We start from the raw sequence: 17,373 nt of genomic DNA on the forward strand, positions 1-17,373 counted from the left end.
GTGGTACCTGCAGGAACGGAGCGGCTGCGGTTCCGGCGGTTGACGATGGGCGACGTGGACGCGCTGGTCGAGCTGGACGGCGACCCCGAGGTGATGCGGTTCCTCACCGGCGGGGTGGCGACGTCACCGGCGGCGGTCCGGGACGAGCAGTTGCCGAGGTTGCTGGCCCAGTACGAGCGGCATCCCGGGCTGGGGCGTTGGGCGGCGCTCGATCGGGAGTCCGGCGACTTCCTGGGGTGGTTCGCGCTCGACCCGTCGGCGGACGGGGCCGAGGCCGAGTTGGGCTACCGGTTGCGCCGCTCGGCGTGGGGGCGGGGGTTGGCCACCGAGGGGTCGCGGGCGCTGGTCCGGTACGCCTTCGACACCGTCGGGGTGCGTCGGGTCTGGGCCGAGACGATGGCGGTCAACGAACGTTCCCGGCGGGTGATGGCGAAGGCCGGGCTGCGTCACGTGCGCACGTTCCACCTGCAGTGGGACGACCCGATCCCGGGCACCGAGCACGGCGAGGTGGAGTACGAGGTGGTTCAGGAGCGGCCGGCGGCTCGGCGGGCGCGGTAGGCGGTCACGGCGGCCCGGTTGCCGCAGCCGGCCTCGCAGAACCGCCGCGACCGGTTGCGGGACAGGTCGACGACGACGTTGTCGCAGTCCGGGTACTCGCAGATGCGCAACCGGCTCAGCTCACGCGCACGGACCAGGTCCGCCATGGCCATCGCCGCCTCCACCGCGATCCGGGTCGCGAGCGGTGCGTCGCGGGGCACGGCGTGCAGGTGGTACGGCTCGTCGTCGTGCTCGATGAGCTGCGGCAACGCCTTGTGCTCCAGTAGCAGGCCGTTGATCAGCGCGACGATCTCGGGCGGCTCGGCGTGCCAGATACGGCGCAGTTGGGGTCGCAGGTCCTTCACGGCGTTCAACTCGGCGTCGGTGTGCTCGTGCCGTCCGCTGTAGGAGTGGCGGACGAAGAACGCGTCCAGCGCGGCGACGTCGGGCAACAACTCGCCGTCCCGACCCGCTGTGTTGACCAGCGCGGCGGTGGCGATCAGCGAACATTCGGTGTCATGAGCAAATAGCATCTTGACTCCTGTCAGGGCGGACGCCTAGCGTCATCAGTACAAGGATAGTTTGCTCATGACACGGTGCCGTCCCGAGGAGCGCGACATGCACTCACGACCCGCTGCCGGCGCCGCGTTGGCGCTGCTCTCCGCCGTCACCTTCGCCACCTCCGGCACCTTCGCGCGATCACTCATCGAGGCCGGCTGGTCGGCCGAATCGGCGGTGATCGCCCGGGTCGGCGTGGCCGCCCTCGTGCTGGCGATCCCTGCCCTGTTGTCCCTGCGGGGCAGGTGGGCCGTGTTACGCAGCAACGCTACGGCGATCGGGATGTTCGGGCTCCTCGGGGTGGCCCTGGCCCAGGTCTGTTTCTTCAACGCCGTGCGCTACCTGCCCGTCGGTGTCGCGCTGCTGCTCGAATACCTGGGCATCATCCTCGTCGTGGGCTGGATGTGGGTGCGACACGGGCAACGACCCCGCCGGCTCACCGTGGCCGGATCGGTGGCCGCCCTGGTCGGGCTGGCGTTCGTCCTCGACCTCGCCGGCACCGCGGACTTCCACCCGGTGGGCGTGCTCTGGGGTCTGGGTGCCGCATTCGGCCTGGCCGGCTATTTCGTCCTCGCCGGCCGCGTCGACCCACGGCTGCCCTCGGTCGCCATGGCCAGCGGCGGAATGGCAGTCGGCGCCGCCGTGCTGCTCCTCGTCGGCCTCACCGGGCTGCTGCCACTGCACGCCACCTTCGGTGAGGTCACCTTCGCCAGACAGGCCACCAGTTGGCTGTTGCCCATCGCCGGGCTGTCGCTGGTGGCCGCCGTCATCGCGTACCTCGCCGGGATCGCCGGCACCCGTATCCTCGGCCCCCGGCTGTCGTCGTTCGTCGGGCTGACCGAGGTGCTCTTCGCGGTGCTGATCGCCTGGCTCTTCCTGAACGAGCTGCCCACCGGCTGGCAGCTCTTCGGCGGCGCGTTGATCGTCGCCGGGGTCGCGCTGGTACGCCTCGACGAACTGCGCGGATCGCCAGCGGAGCCCACGCCGGTCTCACCCGAGCCCGCACTCGCGCTCGACGGTCGGTAGGTGTTTGGGCCCTTGGCGGCCTGGTGCCTGCTGCAACGTTGGTGGGGGTGCTGGCGCTCTTCCTCGGTGACACAGTGGGTGTCGTGCTGACCGCCGTGGTGTTCGACGCCGACGAAACCCTGCTCGACCTGCGGCCGGCCGTGACCGGCGGCCTGGTCGCCGTCCTCGACGAGATGCGCCGACGCACCCCGGCCGCGACCGAGGTGACGCTCGCCGAGCTGGAATCGGACTGGGGTGCTGTCTTCGGTGAGCTGGCGGCCGCCCCGGTGCTGGAGATCCGCCGCGCCGCACTGGCCCGGTCGCTGGCCCGCGCCGGGCTGGGCGACCACCTGGACGAGTTCGCTGACCTCTTCTTCGCCCGCCGGTTCGCCCTCACCAGGCCGTTCCCGGACGTGCCGCCGACGCTCGCCGTGCTCCGCGACAGCTACACGCTGGGCTTCGCCACCAACGGCAACAGCCGCGCCGAACGGTGCGGGCTTTCCGGCGAGTTCGCCTTCGAGGTGTACGCGCACGAGAACGGCCTGCCCAAGAAGCCTGCCCAGGAGTTCTTCGCCGCGGTCGTCAAGGCGGCGGGGGTGCCGGCCGGGCAGATCGTGTACGTCGGTGACTCGTGGGAGCACGACGTCGTGGCGCCCCGGCGGGCCGGCCTGCGCTCGGTGTGGTTGAACCGGGCCGGCCTACCTCGCCCCCGCGGGGTCGTACCCGACGCGGAGGTGTCCACCGTGGCAGCTTTGCCAGCGGTGCTGGCAGAGCTCACGCTCCCCGGCGATCCAGCCAGATGAAGCAGAGATTCGCCGCCATAACGGGCGTTCAGCTGGCGCAAAGCTGCCGGGTGTTGTGTGATGGCAGCCACGTCCCTCAACGAGAAGTTCCGATGTGGTGAGCAAGCGCTTCACCGCCGGTGCTGTCGCGACCGCGGCAGTGTTGGCACTGACGGCTGCGGGGCTGGGTGTGCCGGCCAGCGCCGCACCGAGCTCGTCCCGCACCTTCACCGTCGTCGCCGAGGACGGTGTCGCCGCCGAGACGGCGGTAGCCGCGATCCGCGCGGCCGGCGGCACTGTGGTGTCGCGGTCCGACGAGGTCGGCATGTTCCAGGTCACCAGCGACCGGGCCGACTTCGCGGCCAAGGCGACCGCCGCGCCGACGCTGATCGGCGCCGCCGAGCAGAAGGCCATCGGCCGCAAGCCCAAGCTGGACCGCGTCGAGCAGGAGCACCTGACGGCAGCCGCCGGGGCCGCTGCCGCTGGTGCCGCCGCCCGCAAGGGCACCAAGCTCGACCCGCTCGACGACAAGCTCTGGGGTCTGGCGATGCTCCGGGCCGACCAGGCCCGCAAGATCGAGCCGGGCGACCGTCGGGTGACCGTCGGCGTGCTCGACACCGGCGTCGACGCCAGCAACCCGGACATCGCGCCGAACTTCAACTGGGCGCTGTCGCGCAACTTCGCACCCGACCTGACCGATGTGGACGGCCCCTGCGAGGTGCCGAGCTGCCTCGACCCGGTGGGCACCGACGACGGTGGGCACGGCACCCACGTGGCCGGCACCATCGGCGCCGCCGCCAACGGGTTCGGCCTCTCCGGTGTCGCCCCGAACGTCTCGCTCGTCGAACTCAAGGGTGGCCAGGACTCCGGCTACTTCTTCCTTGAGCCGGTCGTCAACGCCCTCCTGCACGCCGGCCGGTCCGGCATCGACGTGGTCAACATGTCGTTCTACGTCGACCCGTGGCTCTACAACTGCACGGCCAACCCCGCCGACTCGCCGGAGGACCAGGCCGAGCAGCGCGCCATCATCAAGGCGATGAAGCGGGCGCTGGTCTTCGCCCACAACAAGGGCGTCACCCTGGTCGGTGCGCTCGGCAACAACAACGAAGACCTGGGCGCGCCGCGCACCGACACCACCAGCCCGGACTACGGCGCCGACCCGTACCCGCGGCCCATCGACAACGAGAGCTGCTGGGACCTGCCCACCGAAGGCCCGCACGTGATCGGTGTGTCGTCGGTCGGCCCGTCCGGCAAGAAGTCGGACTTCTCCAACTACGGCACCGAGCAGATCTCGGTCGCCGCTCCCGGCGGCTGGTTCCGGGACGGCTTCGGCACCGACACGTTCCGCACCGACGCCAACATGATCCTCTCCTCGTACCCGAAGCACGTGCTTCAGGAGGAGGGCTCCGTCGATGCCGACGGCAACATCGTCGCCGGTTTCGAGGAGTCGGTCTTCAAGCAGTGCAAGGCCAATGGTGAGTGCGGCTACTACACCTACCTCCAGGGCACCTCGATGGCGTCCCCGCACGCCGCCGGTGTCGCCGCGCTGATCGTCAGCCGGTACGGCAAGACGCAGGGCCGCTCCGGCTTCGGCATGTCGCCGGACCTGGTCGAGCAGCACCTTTACCGCACGGCCGCCGAGCACGCCTGCCCGGAGCCGCGGTTGCAGCAGTACCGCAACGAGGGCCGCGACGAGACCTACGACGCGTACTGCGCCGGTGGGGTCAACTTCAACGGCTTCTACGGCTACGGGATCGTCGACGCCTACGCGGCGGTGAAGACCCCGCTCAAGCCGAACGCCCGCCCGTAAGCACCATTCAACGTGGCCCGGTCGACCACCGTCGACCGGGCCCGTTGCCGTTCCGAGCGGTTGCCGGCGCGATCCGTGAAGCTTGATCGGCCCGACCCGTCTTGATTCACTCGGGTTCCTGAAAACCGTGCTATCCCATGTGCGTTGACACCGCGCTTTGCAGGAATCCGAGTCGACCAAGGCCGAGCAGGTTGGGGTAGTCACCGTCGCCAGCCTCGGCTGGCCAGCGCGGTACGCACCTCGCGGAGCACTGCCGGAAACTCGCCGTGCAGCCGTCGACTCGTCACGTGCAATACCAGCCAACCCGCGCCGACCAGCAGGTTCAGTCTGCGGCGGTCGCGGTGCAGCTGCTCTGCGTCGGAGTGCCAACGCCCGTCGTACTCGACCGCTACCCGATATTCCGGCCACGCCAGGTCGGGGTGCAGGACCACGCCGTTGGGCAGGCGTATCGGATGCTGGACGACCGGGCGCGGCAGCCCGCCCAGTACGAGACGCACGCGCAGGTGGGACTCAGGCGGAGACTGGGCTCCGCCGTCAGCCAGGTCGAAGAGCCACCGCGCCCGCCGCCCACCCGGCCGGTCGGCATTGCGGTCGGCCATGACTGCCAGCGTGTCTCGATCGGTCAACCCCTGGCCGAGCAGCGAGTCGACGATGGCGATGGCGCGGAGCGGGTCAAGCCAGACGGCCGTTTCCCAGGCTGCCCGCTCGGGGTCGGAACGGGGGATCAGGCCACCCGGGTGACTGCTGAGACGGGGCATCAAGGCCGTCATCCGGCTGTCGCCCGGTCTGAATGTCCTGGCCTCTGGTCCGCCCGTCAAGGCATTGGGCCTGGTCGCCGTGTCTCCTGGTCTGGCGGTCGTGCCGTCAGGTCTGGTGGATGGCATGCCTCCTGGTCTGGTCGTCATGCCGCCCGGTGGCCGGCCTGCGGCCGGTGGACGCCCGGGGCCTGTCGTATGCCTAGGGCCGGGTGGACGGCGGAGGGACGGTGATTGCCCGACTCGCTCTGGCGCCCCGCTGTCGGGCAGTGAGGTGATGGCGTTGACGTGCACGCGGAGGCCGCGCTGTGGCCCGATTCGAGGCGATCGCGGCACGAGAACGTGTACGTCGTCGGTGAAGGCCGCGGCGTGTTCGACACCGAGCAGGTACGCGGCTGACGGGCCTCCGACGGTCACCCCGGGCGGAAGCCGGAGCAGCGCGGCGCGACAGGCCAGGGCGTGGTCCCGGTCGAGCCGTGCGTCGGCGTAGATGTCGTGGCGCAGCCGCACCCAGGCGGCGCTGCGCAGCTGGTGTTCGGTGAGCAGGCCCTCTCGGACGGCGTCGGAGCCACGGAAGACCTGCCAGTTCAGGGCATCGGGGCGGTGCGGACGAGGTGGCATGCGGAGTAGCCTGCCGACTGCCGACCGGGCGCCGAAACCCCTGTGGATAACCGCCCCGGGACGGCCGCCCAACCCTGTGGACGACCGGGATTCCGCCCGCTGGTCGTGGTATGACGCGTCCCGCGTTGTGGCCGATCGGGGTCCGTCACCGGGCGGGCTCGGAGGTTGATCCACTCGCGTTTCCGGAAGTCGGGCCATCAACGGCAGCGCGATACCGCGACATCCGTGAACCCGAGTTGATCAAGCCGCAGGTGGGTGCGACGGTGACTGGCCTCGGGTCAGCTCGAAGGCGGCGGTCGGGGGTGACTGGCTTCGGGGTCAGGTCAGGGTGGCGGCGACGGACCTGGCGGCGGCCAGCACCTGAGGGCCGATCTCGTCGACGTCCAGCGGGGCGAGGGCGACCACCCCGACGCTGGCCTCCAGGCCGGGTACGCCGAGCACCGGCGCGGCCACCCCGTACGCCCCGGACTGCAGCTCTCCGCTGCTGCTCACCGGGTCGGCCAGTCCGGCTCGACCGGCCAGGATGGCCCGGCCCGCCGCCCCTCGATCCAGCGGATGCCGTGCTCCGGCCCGGTACGCGACGTGGAACGACGTCCAGCTCGGCTCGACCACGGCCAGCGCGACACCCTCGCCGGCCTCGACCACCGTCAGGTGCGCGGTCGCACCGGCCTGCTCGGCGAGGCGTCGCAGCGCGGGCAGCGCGCCCTCGGCGAGCAACGGCTGGGCGCGTCGGGCCAGGTGCAACAGGCCGGCGCCGAGGCGCAGTCGGCCGTCGGCGTCCCGACGCAGCATGCCGTGCCCGACCAGCGGGCTGACCAGTCGGTAGACGGCTGCCCGCCCGATGTCGAGTCGGTGCGCGGCCTCGGTGACGGTCAGACCAGCCGAGGCGTCCGCGACCAGGTGCAGCAACCGCAACCCCCGGTCCAGGGTCTGCGACGCCTCCCCGGCCCGCCCCGCGACGCCGTCGGTTCGCCCCGCGAGACCGTCGGTTCGCCCCGCGAGACCGTCGGTTCGCCCCGCGAGACCGCCGGGCCGCGCCGCAGCAACGTCGGCGTCGGCCCGCCCCGTGCCGCCGTCGGTTCGCCCCGCGAGACCGCCGGGCCGCGCCGCAGCAACGTCGGCGTCGGCCCGCCCCGTGCCGCCGTCGGGCCGCCCCGCGAGACCGCCGGGCCGCCCCGCAGCAACGTCGGCGTCGGCCCGCCCCGTGCCGCCGTCGCTTCGCCCCGCGAGACCGCCGGGCCGCCCCGCAGCAACGTCGGCGTCGGCATCCCGCCGCGCCCCGACGCCGTCGGCCTGCGCCGTTACCCCGTCGGCCGGGCTCAGGAGCCCGGCGGCGGGGGCGCCGGGGTCGGCGGGAGTGTCACCGGAGCGTGCGGTCGCATCCACGCCTGGCAGCGTACGACCCGGCACCGGCGGACTCGGACAGGCACGGACAGCTACCCTTGTACGGTGACGCTACGCCTGTATGACACCGCCACCCGATCGGTGCGGGACTTCGTCCCGCGGGAAGCCGGCAAGGTGGGGGTCTACCTGTGTGGTCTCACTCTTCAGGCCCCGCCGCACATCGGTCACCTTCGCTCGGGCGTCAACTATGACGTGCTGCGTCGCTGGCTGTCGGCCGCCGGCTACCAGGTCACCTTCATCCGCAACCTGACCGACATCGACGACAAGATCCTCGTCAAGGCCGGGGACCAGGGGCGACCGTTCTGGTCGATCGCGTACGCGAACGAGTTGCTCCTCGCCGAGTCGTACCGGTCGTTGAACGTGCTGCCGCCCACCTACGAGCCGCGCGCCACCGGGCACATCCCGGAGATGCACGAGCTGATCACGAAGTTGATCGCCGACGGGCACGCGTACCCGGCCACCGACGGGTCCGGTGACGTCTACTTCGACGTGGCTTCCTGGCCGGCGTACGGGTCGCTGTCGGGTCAGTCACCGGACGCGATGCAGTCGGCCGGGGACGCGCCTGACCGGGGCAAACGGGACCCGCGTGACTTCGCGCTCTGGAAGGGGGCCAAACCGGACGAGCCGGCGGACGCGTACTGGCCGTCGCCGTGGGGGTTGGGTCGTCCGGGCTGGCACATCGAGTGCTCGGCGATGTGCTGGCGGTATCTCGGCCCGGAGTTCGACATCCACGGCGGTGGGCTGGACCTGACGTTCCCCCACCACGAGAACGAGATCGCCCAGTCCAACGCCGCCGGGCTGCCGTTCGCCCGCTACTGGGTGCACCACGGCCTGCTCAGCATCGGCGGGGCCAAGATGGGCAAGTCCGCGGGCAACGCGTTGGGCCTGGCGTACGTCGACTCGCTGGGCGTGCGGCCGGTGGAGCTGCGCTACTACTACGCCGCCGCGCACTACCGCTCGGTGATCGACTACTCGGAGGAGTCGCTGCGCGAGTCGGCCACCGCGTACCGCCGGATCGAGGGTTTCGTGCAGCGGGCGGCGGAGCGGGTCGGCGCCGGGCAGCTCGGCGAGCTACCGGCCGGGTTCGTGGCGGCGATGGACGACGACCTCAACACGTCCGCCGCGCTGGCCGTTCTGCAACAGCACCTGCGGGACGGCAACACCGCGTTGACCGCCGGCGACGATGTGACTGTCCGCACCACCCTGGCCGCGGTGCGAGCGATGCTGGATATCCTCGGTATCGACCCCCTGGACCCGGCCTGGACCGGTGGCGGCCGATCGAATGATCTCCGTGCCGTGGTGGACTCCCTGATCGCGCTGGCTCTGGAGCAGCGCGCACAGGCCCGGGGCCGCAAGGACTGGGCCGCCGCCGACGCGGTACGTGACCAGCTCAAGCTGGCCGGCGTGGCGGTCGAGGACACCCCCCAGGGCCCCCGTTGGACTATTGGAGAGCAGGACTGATGGCCGGCAACTCGCAGCGCCGTGGCCGGCGACTGACGTCGAAGGCAGGCGCCCCCAAGGGCTCCGGCGGCAAGAACAAGGACTCGCTGGCCGGGCGGGGCCGCACCCTGCCCGCCGACGAGCGCCCCTGGCACAAGGGCTACTCGGGCACCGAGAAGCTGCCCCAGCGCACCGCCTGGAAGCAGGAGAAGGAGCGCCGGGCGGCGGCCGAGGAGGGGCGCGCCCCGAAGATCGGTCAGCCGGGCAGCAAGGACACCACCTGGGGCAAGGGCGGCGGTCGGGGCGTACCGGTCGGTCGGGGTGCGACCGGCGGTCGGGGTGGCAAGCCCACCGCGCGCTCCGGCCCCCGGGTCACCCCGGGGCGCAAGTCCAACCCGTCGAAGGACAGCCCGGAGCTGTTGGTCGGGCGTAACCCGGTGCTGGAGGCGCTGCGCGCCCAGGTGCCGGCGACGGCGCTCTACACGGCCCAGGGCATCGACATGGACGAGCGGACCAAGGAGATCATCCGGACCGCCGCCGACCGGGGCATCGCCAACCTGGAGATCAGCCGGGCCGAGCTGGACCGGATGACCGGCGGGGTGCTGCACCAGGGCGTCGGGTTGCAGGTGCCGCCCTTCGCGTACCAGCCGTTCGAGGACATGGTCGCCGCTTCCCTGGAGCAGCAGGCCCCGCTGCTGGTCGCGCTCGACGGTGTCACCGACCCGCGCAACCTGGGTGCCGTGATCCGGTCGGCCGCCGCGTTCGGCGCGCAGGGTGTCTTCGTACCCGAGCGGCGTGCTGCCGGGATCACCGCGACCGCCTGGCGGACCAGTGCCGGCGCGGCCGCGCGGGTGCCCGTGGCGCAGGTGACCAACCTGACCCGGTCGTTGAAGGCGTGCCGGGACGCCGGCTTCATGGTCGTCGGCCTGGACGCCGACGGCGACACCGACCTGTACGACCTGGAGGCCGCGGTCGGGCCGCTGGTGGTGGTGGTCGGTTCCGAGGGCCGTGGTCTTTCCCGCCTGGTCGGCGAGACCTGCGACCTGACCGTCGGCATCCCGATGATCTCCGAGGTCGAGTCGCTCAACGCCAGCGTGGCGGCGGCGGTCGCCCTGGCCGAGGTCGCCCGGCGGCGTTCCGTCGAGCTGTAGACCAGGTCCAGCCCCTCCCGTGCGGGAGGGGCTGGATCTGGTGGGTCCACGCGACGAACAGTGCCGCCCCCGGCTCGGGCCACCCCAGGAATGGCTCCAGGGTCTGACAACCCCTCGCCGGTACGACGAAGGGGGCGGCCCGCCGAAGCGGACCGCCCCCTGTCGGTGCGGCGTTACGTCAGATCCGGTGGCCGGTGGAGGCGTGGAAGACGTGGCTGCGACCGGCGGTCGGCTTGACGAACACGGTGTCTCCCATGTTCGGCATGTTGCGCCGGTCGGTGCGGACGACGAAGCGCTCCGAGTTGCCGCCGAGCGCGGCGTGACCGTAGACGTTGGCGTCCGAGCCGAGGTCCTCGACCAGCTCGACCACGACCGGCATGCCGCCCTCGGTGGGGCTGACCAGCTCGCAGTCCTCCGGGCGGAAGCCCACGGTGACCTTGCCGTCGCCACCCTCGGCGCGGGCCGCCTCGACCTGCTCCCGGGTCAGCGGAATGTACATCTCCGCGAACTCGGCGCCCTTCTCGTTCAGCGGAACGGTCTTGATGTTCATGGCGGGCGAGCCCATGAAGCCGGCGACGAACACGTTGGCCGGGGTGTCGTAGAGCGCCCGCGGGGTGTCCACCTGCTGCAGCACACCGTCGAGCAGCACCGCGACCCGGTGACCCATGGTCATGGCCTCGACCTGGTCGTGCGTGACGTAGACCGTGGTGACACCCAGCTTGGCCTGCAGGGACGCGATCTGGGTACGGGTCTGCACGCGCAGCTTGGCGTCGAGGTTCGACAGCGGCTCGTCCATAAGGAAGACCTGCGGCTCGCGGACGATCGCCCGGCCCATCGCGACACGCTGACGCTGACCACCGGAGAGCGCCTTCGGCTTACGGCTGAGGTACTCCTCCAACTGGAGCAGCCCGGCCGCCTCCTTGACCCGCCGGTCGATCTCCGACTTGGAGGTCTTGCGCAGCTTGAGGGCGAACGCCATGTTCTCGTACACGGTCATGTGCGGGTAGAGCGCGTAGTTCTGGAAGACCATCGCGATGTCGCGGGCCTTCGGGGGCAGGTGGGTGACGTCGCGCTGGTCGATGTAGATCGAGCCGGCGTCCACGTCCTCCAGGCCGGCGAGCATCCGCAGGCTGGTGGACTTACCGCAACCGGAGGGGCCGACCAGGACGAGGAACTCGCCGTCGCCGATTTCGAGGTCCAGCTCGTTGACGGCGGGACGCTCTTGGCCCGGGTAGACCCGGGAAGCCTTGGAATAGGTGACCGTAGCCATGGTGAAGCGCTTCCTTTCACCGGCAGGAACGTGCCGGACGATCCGAGTGAAGGAGCGACCGGCACGTATCCGCGCCGGTCAACGGACGGCGGCTCGGTCGCGAGGGCGCCGGGTCGTCGTCCGTGTCATGAACCGTAAACGTGTTTCCCCGTGCTGCCAAGGTGAGGGAGCATCGAACGACGGCGGCCCGGCTACGCATTCCGGTCACTCCGGCACGGTCGGACATCAATCGACGCGTCGCCGGGCGGCGTGAAGACGTTCCGGCGTCGGGTTGTTGACGTTTCCCGTGCTCGGGAGGCCTCGCGAGCGGGATATCCGGAAGTCACTCGCTATGCTGACCTCGACACACGCGCCCCTGTAGCTCAGCTGGCCAGAGCACTCGCCTTGTAAGCGAGATGTCGCCGGTTCGATCCCGGCCGGGGGCTCCATATCTACAAGGCTTTTCCCGATCGGCACTGCCACAAGTCGACCGGTTGACAGCAACGCTGACAGCAACGGCCCTCACGAGAGCTTCCCGTCGAGCTTGCCGAGCGCCTGACGCATCGCGTCGAGGTTGGCGTGAGCGTAGACCTTGAGCGTGATCTTCACGTCGGCGTGCCGAGCGATGGCCTGTACGACGTGCGGCGGGACGCCCAACCCCATCAGCAGCGATACGACGGTGTGTCGCAGATCATGTAGGCGAACACCAGGCAGGCCGGCGGTTTCCCGAAGCCGGGCGAACGAACGGCTGAGGTTGGTGGGCTCCATCGGAGTGCCCCGTTCCGAGGGAAACACGAGATCGTGGTCCTCCCACACCTCGGCGAGGGTGGATCGCTCGGTCTGTTGCCGTTCCTGGTGTTCGAGGAGAGTGAGCCAGGTGACCTCGGGGAGCGGCAACACCGCCTCCGAGTCTTCGGTCTTGGCGTCCTGGACGTGGAGCTGCCCGGCGACCCGCTGCACGGTCTGCTGCACGCGTAGCGTGCCCTCATTCAAGTCGAGATCCGACCAACGGAGGCCGACCAGCTCACCTCGACGAAGGCCCATGGTCGCCGCCACGACGTAGAGCGCATGGAGTCGGTGACCCGTAGCGGTATCCAAGATTTTTCGTACCTGGTCCACGGAGAGCCCTTTGCCGACCTTGTAGCGAGGCGACGGGATGCGAACCAGCTTGGCGACGTTGCGCGACACCAACTCTTCCCGCATGGCGTGTTGAAGCGCGTTGCGGAGCACGGCGTGCACGAATTGGATCTGGCGGGCGCTGGGGTAGTGCTGGCAGCAGCGGCCAACTGAGCAGCAGCGGCGTTCAACCGGTCGGATCTTGTCGAGGCCGTTAGTGCAACAGAGGCACTTGCGGCGGAACTCGTCCATGAACGCCTTGACGTGCTGGACCTGCAACCCATCAAGGCGCTTGGTGCCGAGGGCCGGAACGATGTGCAGCCGCACCGCGCTTTCATACCCCCGAGCGGTGGTGCGCTTGAGATCGCTCACGTACGCGGACAGCCAATAGGGCAGGTAGTCCGCCAACTTCCAAGCACGGTCGGGAACGGGGATGCCGCGCTGCGAGCGGGACTTCAAGTCGACGAGCTTGCTGTGTGCTTCTTCCCAGGTCGCGCCGTAGACGAACTTGCGCTTACGGGTGCCGTCGGTGGTGAGCACATAAGCCTGCCCGACCCAACGGCCGTCGCTAGACCGCTGGTAGATCGAGCCTTCACCGTTGGGATTGCGACGGGCGGCGGACTGGCGTGGCTTGGTCTCTCTGGACATCAGGCAGCTTCTTCCGTGAGCGTGGCGATGACTTCGTCGATGGCGACGGACGGGATGAGCCGGCGGCTTCCGACCTTGAAGGAGCGGAGGCGACCGGAGCGGATCAGGTCGTAGACGAGCGAACGACCGATGCCGAGCGCTTGGGCGGCTTCCTCCACACGCAGCACGCGAGGAGTAATCGGAGTGGGGGCGTCCATCGGTTGGCCTTCCTCGTGTGGCGTGGTCGGGTCAAGCGGCAACCGGTGCGGTGCCGGCCGGGGTGGTGCCGAGTTCGTGGGCGAGTTCTTCGCGGCCGGTAGTTCGTCGTTCGCGTGCCATGGCGGCGGCGGTGTTGGCGAGGAGTGCGTCTCCGGTGGTGTGCCAGCCGACGCCGGCGAAGGTGAGGGTGCCGACGATGAGCGTTGTGTCGTCTTCGTCGAGATGGTCGACGGCGCGGAGGGTGCCGGGTTGCTCGTCGGCCTGGTGCTCGTGCTCGTGGCGTCGGTAGGTGACGCGGGTGTCGCGCAGGAGTTGGAAGGTGACGGAGTATCGGCGGGCTTTGGTGAGGAAGTGGCCGCCGAAGCCGAGCATGTGCGCCCAGCGGCGCAGCCGGGCGTAAGGGTTGGTGGCCTGTGGTCTGCTGGCCGGTTGGGTGTCAAGGGCGGCTTGACGCGCGGCGACGCAGACGGGGCAGGCGGCGTAGCGGGTGTGGGTGCCGCAGTCGGGGCACTCCCAGGGCTTCACATAGCCGGGTGTGGGCCGGTGGTCCCGGGGCCGTTCCAAGAGTGGAAGCGGGGTGGTGGTGGGGCGGCCGGTGTGCCAGCAGGCGTTGATGAGGCGGGCGGTGTGGTCGCCGTCGGGGTCGGCGTAGTCGCCGATGCTGTCGGCGTCGAGCCTGACGGAGCGGTGCCCGGTTACCTCGGTGCTCTTAGTGGCGTACTTGGCAAGGTAGCCCGCGACCATGCTGTCAGTGACCTCACCGTCTCCGGTCAGGCTGATGGGTCGGATGTCGAGGCCCTTGCCCGGGTCACCCCAAGCGATCGACCAGCCTTCGGGCCGGTCGGGATGAGTCGGGGTGGTGAAGGCGACCTGTTCGACGGCGGCGCGGATCGCGTCGTCGAGGTCGGCGACGGTGAAGGCGGCTGGTGATGGGATGACGGCGGTGGGGTCGTCGGGGTGGACGCCGTCGAGGCGGACCAGGGCGTGGAAGTGCACTGCTCCGCGTGCCTGGAACTCGGCCACTTTCCCGTGCGACAGCCGGACCGGTGGGACGGTACGGATGTTCCCGGAGGCGCTGACGACGTGGACACGGGGGATGCCCCGGCGGCGGGCGAGTTTGGCGAGCCATCGTTCCGCGGCTTGCTTGGTGCGGTGCCACAGCTCTCCGGAGAACAGGTTCCACACGACTTGATGGGTGTGGTCGTAGCAGTCCAGGCACAACGGCTGCCCAAGCACCTGGTCCCCAACCTCGTGCCTAGCCCAGCAGACGGCGGGTCGGCCGTGTACGCAGAGGCCGGTGTCGCGGCGGGCGTGGCAGGGCTCGGCCCGGCAGTCACAGCGTTTGCGGTTGCCACAGGTGTGCCGCTTGACCGCCCGGGTGTGCACGGTCCCGAACGAGGGCGCGGTAAAGGTGGCGAACACGGCCGGATGGGAGGCAACCGTCTCGGGGACGCCTTTGCCGCCGATGAGGCCGGCGCGCAGGAGTTGGAAGGCGTCGCGTTGGTAGACGCCAGCGCAGGCGGGGCAGACGGTGGCGCGTCGGTTGCCGCAGGCGGTGTAGATCGCCGCATCCGGCATGGTGTCGGTGTGCCGCTGCTCCAACACCCGACCGGTGCCCTGCTCGACTGTGAGGAGGCTGCCGGCGAGGCGGATGGGTCGGGTGCACCCAGCGGCGGCGCGGACATGTTCCAGCCACCCGAAGTAGTCCGGGCGGGTGGCGCGGGTGAAGGCGGAACCAGTGGCGGTGTAGTCGTAGGTGGGGATGGTGTCGGCGTTCGAGCCCACACCCCGGGCCGAAGCGCGGGGTGTGAGGTCCAGCGTCGAGGCCATCAGCCGCCAACCCCAGTGGTGGGTTGGCGGGTGGTGATGGTGTGTTCGGTGACGATGACTCGGCAGGCGCTGCACTGGCGCTTGACCGGTTCGTGCCGACGGCACGGAATCAGGGCGGTGGTGTCACCGCAGCGGATGGTGACCGGTGCCCGACAGGGACCACCAGGGATGACGTCGACCAGGGTCCGGCGAATGTCGAACGGGTGGGCGTCGGGGTAGGCGGGGCAGGTGTGGGTGACCTGCTCGATGTCGACCAAGACGATGGTCATCGCGCACCCCGGGGGATGGTGGCGAGGAGCTTCCCGGCGATGACCGTGCTGACGTCGAGGCGGTCGGCCAGCTCGTCAGGGGTGATGGGTTGCCCGGTGGCTTGTTCGTGTTGCACGGCCGCGAAACGGGCGGTAGGCAGCAGGTGGGCGGGGACGTCGACCGGCTCCGAGGCCGGCAAGGTGACGGGCTCCGGCTCAACGGCCGGGGTCGGCTCGGGGGCCGGGGTGATGGCGGCCGGTGGTGCCAGCTCGGTGGTGACCTGCTCGGCCACCTGAACGCGGATCGGCCCCATCGGCTCAGGAGCCGGTGCCATGGGTTGCGGGGTGGGTGCGGGGGCGAGGACGAGTTTGACCAGGGCCATAAACGCCAGCGCGGGAACCGCCGAGAGGAGCCACCCGGACGGCCCGGGTTTGGCAACGGCGAGTTGGGCGGCGAGGGAGAGGCCGGCGGCGGCAACGAGCAGGACCATCGGGTACCCGATGGGTGCGCCGGTCCGGCGGCGTCGGCGGATGGTGAGTAGGGCGGCGATGGGGACGAGTTCGGAGATGACGGCGTTGGCCCAGCCGAACCATCCCGGGGTGTTGTCCGGGCTGTTAGCCATGGTCCAGTCGTGAACGTGAGTGAACGAGGCGGCCCCGGCGGAGCCACCGACGGCAATGAGGATGAGGACCAGGACCAGGCCCTCAAGGCGAGTGCCGGCAGGTTCGCGGTTCATCGGACGCCGCCCATATAGGCCATGGCGATGCCGATGAGCAAGATGACGGCGAAGGTGATCAGGACAGCCATTAGTGGCCTCCGTGGCAGTCGAGGCAGCAGCCGTAGCGGCGGGGGATGTAGTAGGGCTTCACCTGCTCGCAGTGCCGGCAGGTGCGGCGAGCGAGCAGGGCTTTGGCGATGGCCTCCCGCTGCGCAGGGGTAGCGGTCCGCTTGGGTGCGGCGAGGTCAGTGCGGTAGAGATAGGCGACCCGCCTGTTTTTGCGGTGCCGCCAATAGATCTGCGCGACAGGGTCGTGCCCTCCGGGGCGAAGGCCGGCGGCGCGCAGTTGCCGCAGGGTGGCCAGCCCGTCAGGTGCGCCTTGGTAGGGGAAGGTGGGGAACCCGTAGCGGGTGCCGAGCGGGTCGTAGAACTCGACCCGGATGCCAGTGCGTTCAGCGAGGTTGTCGAGGTCGCGGCTGCGCAGGTCAGTCATGGCTTGTCACCACCCCAGCGCTGCTGGGCAGCCTGACGGGAGATGCCGAGGCGAGAGCCGATCTCGGCCCAGGAGTAGCCGAAGGCCCGCAGACCGATCACGGCTTCGCCGATGGCGTCGTCGATGACGGAGGAGAGGGCGATGAGGTCGCGGAGGGCTTCAACGTCTCCGGTGGCGACGCGACGGCCGTGGGCGCGGATGATGCGCCGAGCGAACGAGGCGAAGGCGTCGTTCTCGACGACGTCCCGACGCCGTTGCCGGGGCAGGTTGGGCGTCAAGGTCTTCTTGACGGTGTTCATCGGATCTCCCCTTCCGCCTTGCGGAGGGAGTCCCACTCGGTGGCAGCCGCCTCAAGGGCGGTGATGACCTGCTCGGCGGCGCGGGTCGGGTCGTCGTTCCACGAGTACGGGGAGGTGTGCTCGTCGAGCAGGTAGCCGTCCTCGTCGACGAAGAACATCGGCGCGGTGGTGTCGAGGTAGTCGACAAACACGCCCAGCGCGTTCAGGTAGTCGGCGAGAGCGTCGGGGTCGAGCTGGGAGAAGTGCTCGACACGGTGTCCGGCGCAGGCGATGCCGATGGCCCCGGCGGCGCAGGCCGGCGGGGTGAGGGTGTCGGTGGTGTGGGCGTAGTAGGTGCCCTGGTGCCAGCCGTGGCGGCGCAGGTAGAGGGCAGCCATCCGCAGCAGGTCAGCAGGTGTGACCGGTGCTGCGGTGGGTGGGTTCTGGGTAGCCTTCATGGCAACCACGTCCTTTCGAGGTTGTTGGTGGAGGTCGGCAGGACCGGTAGTTGCTGCCAGGCGAAGTCCCGGT

18 protein-coding genes and 1 tRNA gene are annotated in these 17,373 nt (G+C 70.2%); 7 read left to right on the plus strand and 12 right to left on the minus strand.

Features of this window, described 5'->3' with window-relative positions:
• Complete coding sequence (locus O7617_RS14425) at positions 1–558, plus strand: GNAT family N-acetyltransferase (RefSeq protein ID WP_282264118.1); 558 nt, start codon at positions 1–3, stop codon at positions 556–558.
• On the opposite strand, the gene O7617_RS14430 is transcribed toward O7617_RS14425, so the two are convergent.
• Complete coding sequence (locus O7617_RS14430) at positions 525–1,070, minus strand: CGNR zinc finger domain-containing protein (protein ID WP_282264119.1); 546 nt, start codon at positions 1,068–1,070, stop codon at positions 525–527. The two genes, O7617_RS14425 and O7617_RS14430, sit on opposite strands and share 34 nt — an antisense overlap.
• An 85-nt stretch (positions 1,071–1,155) precedes the next feature.
• Between O7617_RS14430 and O7617_RS14435 the strand changes: the two genes are divergently transcribed.
• From O7617_RS14435 to O7617_RS14445, 3 genes are all read left to right on the plus strand, one after another.
• The gene (locus O7617_RS14435; protein ID WP_282264121.1) at positions 1,156–2,121 is read left to right on the plus strand and encodes a DMT family transporter; all 966 of its coding nucleotides are present in this window, start codon (positions 1,156–1,158) and stop codon (positions 2,119–2,121) included.
• 83 nt (positions 2,122–2,204) lie between these two features.
• A complete protein-coding gene (locus O7617_RS14440; protein ID WP_282264738.1) occupies positions 2,205–2,903 on the plus strand; it encodes an HAD family hydrolase in 699 nt (232 codons plus the stop codon).
• 97 nt (positions 2,904–3,000) lie between these two features.
• A complete protein-coding gene (locus tag O7617_RS14445) occupies positions 3,001–4,692 on the plus strand; it encodes a S8 family serine peptidase (protein ID WP_282264122.1) in 1,692 nt (563 codons plus the stop codon).
• Positions 4,693–4,892: 200 nt separating this feature from the next.
• Here the strand turns inward: O7617_RS14445 and O7617_RS14450 are convergent, their stop codons facing one another.
• Both O7617_RS14450 and O7617_RS14455 read right to left on the minus strand, forming a co-directional pair.
• Positions 4,893–5,450 (minus strand): DUF559 domain-containing protein, encoded by a 558-nt coding sequence (locus tag O7617_RS14450; protein ID WP_282264123.1) that lies wholly within the window; start codon positions 5,448–5,450, stop codon positions 4,893–4,895.
• Positions 5,451–6,386: 936 nt separating this feature from the next.
• The gene (locus O7617_RS14455) at positions 6,387–6,995 is read right to left on the minus strand and encodes a helix-turn-helix domain-containing protein (protein WP_282264739.1); all 609 of its coding nucleotides are present in this window, start codon (positions 6,993–6,995) and stop codon (positions 6,387–6,389) included.
• Positions 6,996–7,517: 522 nt separating this feature from the next.
• Here O7617_RS14455 and cysS point away from each other — a divergent pair.
• Both cysS and rlmB read left to right on the plus strand, forming a co-directional pair.
• Entirely contained in the window at positions 7,518–8,933 is a 1,416-nt protein-coding gene (gene cysS, locus O7617_RS14460) for a cysteine--tRNA ligase (RefSeq protein WP_282264124.1), read from the plus strand.
• On the plus strand, positions 8,933–10,063 hold the full coding sequence (gene rlmB / locus O7617_RS14465) for a 23S rRNA (guanosine(2251)-2'-O)-methyltransferase RlmB (RefSeq protein ID WP_282264125.1): 1,131 nt from the start codon (positions 8,933–8,935) through the stop codon (positions 10,061–10,063). Before cysS ends, rlmB begins: the two co-directional genes overlap by 1 nt.
• 178 nt (positions 10,064–10,241) lie before the next feature.
• Here rlmB and ugpC read toward each other — a convergent pair whose 3' ends face one another.
• Complete coding sequence (ugpC, locus tag O7617_RS14470; RefSeq protein WP_282264127.1) at positions 10,242–11,333, minus strand: sn-glycerol-3-phosphate ABC transporter ATP-binding protein UgpC; 1,092 nt, start codon at positions 11,331–11,333, stop codon at positions 10,242–10,244.
• A 351-nt stretch (positions 11,334–11,684) separates the two neighbouring features.
• Here ugpC and O7617_RS14475 point away from each other — a divergent pair.
• A tRNA-Thr gene (locus tag O7617_RS14475) sits at positions 11,685–11,761 on the plus strand.
• A gap of 73 nt (positions 11,762–11,834) precedes the next feature.
• Here O7617_RS14475 and O7617_RS14480 read toward each other — a convergent pair.
• The 8 genes from O7617_RS14480 to O7617_RS14515 all read right to left on the minus strand — a co-directional run bounded on the left by O7617_RS14480 (position 11,835) and on the right by O7617_RS14515 (position 17,300).
• Positions 11,835–13,076, minus strand: a complete 1,242-nt coding sequence (locus tag O7617_RS14480) for a site-specific integrase (protein WP_282264129.1) — start codon at positions 13,074–13,076, stop codon at positions 11,835–11,837.
• Positions 13,076–13,273 (minus strand): helix-turn-helix domain-containing protein, encoded by a 198-nt coding sequence (locus O7617_RS14485; RefSeq protein WP_282264131.1) that lies wholly within the window; start codon positions 13,271–13,273, stop codon positions 13,076–13,078. The genes O7617_RS14480 and O7617_RS14485 overlap by 1 nt, the downstream gene beginning before the upstream one ends.
• A gap of 31 nt (positions 13,274–13,304) precedes the next feature.
• Positions 13,305–15,104, minus strand: a complete 1,800-nt coding sequence (locus O7617_RS14490; protein WP_282264132.1) for a replication initiator — start codon at positions 15,102–15,104, stop codon at positions 13,305–13,307.
• Positions 15,104–15,373 carry a hypothetical protein gene (locus O7617_RS14495; protein WP_282264133.1) on the minus strand — a complete coding sequence of 90 codons (270 nt, stop codon included), beginning with the start codon at positions 15,371–15,373 and terminating at the stop codon, positions 15,104–15,106. Before O7617_RS14495 ends, O7617_RS14490 begins: the two co-directional genes overlap by 1 nt.
• Positions 15,370–16,089, minus strand: coding sequence for a hypothetical protein (locus O7617_RS14500; protein WP_282264134.1), 720 nt, complete (start codon positions 16,087–16,089; stop codon positions 15,370–15,372). Before O7617_RS14500 ends, O7617_RS14495 begins: the two co-directional genes overlap by 4 nt.
• A gap of 70 nt (positions 16,090–16,159) precedes the next feature.
• On the minus strand, positions 16,160–16,564 hold the full coding sequence (locus O7617_RS14505) for an RRQRL motif-containing zinc-binding protein (protein ID WP_282264135.1): 405 nt from the start codon (positions 16,562–16,564) through the stop codon (positions 16,160–16,162).
• On the minus strand, positions 16,561–16,863 hold the full coding sequence (locus O7617_RS14510) for a hypothetical protein (RefSeq protein ID WP_282264136.1): 303 nt from the start codon (positions 16,861–16,863) through the stop codon (positions 16,561–16,563). Before O7617_RS14510 ends, O7617_RS14505 begins: the two co-directional genes overlap by 4 nt.
• Positions 16,860–17,300 carry a hypothetical protein gene (locus tag O7617_RS14515; protein ID WP_282264137.1) on the minus strand — a complete coding sequence of 147 codons (441 nt, stop codon included), beginning with the start codon at positions 17,298–17,300 and terminating at the stop codon, positions 16,860–16,862. The genes O7617_RS14510 and O7617_RS14515 overlap by 4 nt, the downstream gene beginning before the upstream one ends.
• Between the last annotated feature and the right edge of the window lie 73 nt (positions 17,301–17,373).

Source organism: Micromonospora sp. WMMD1155 (genome assembly GCF_029581275.1).
GTDB lineage: Bacteria > Actinomycetota > Actinomycetes > Mycobacteriales > Micromonosporaceae > Micromonospora.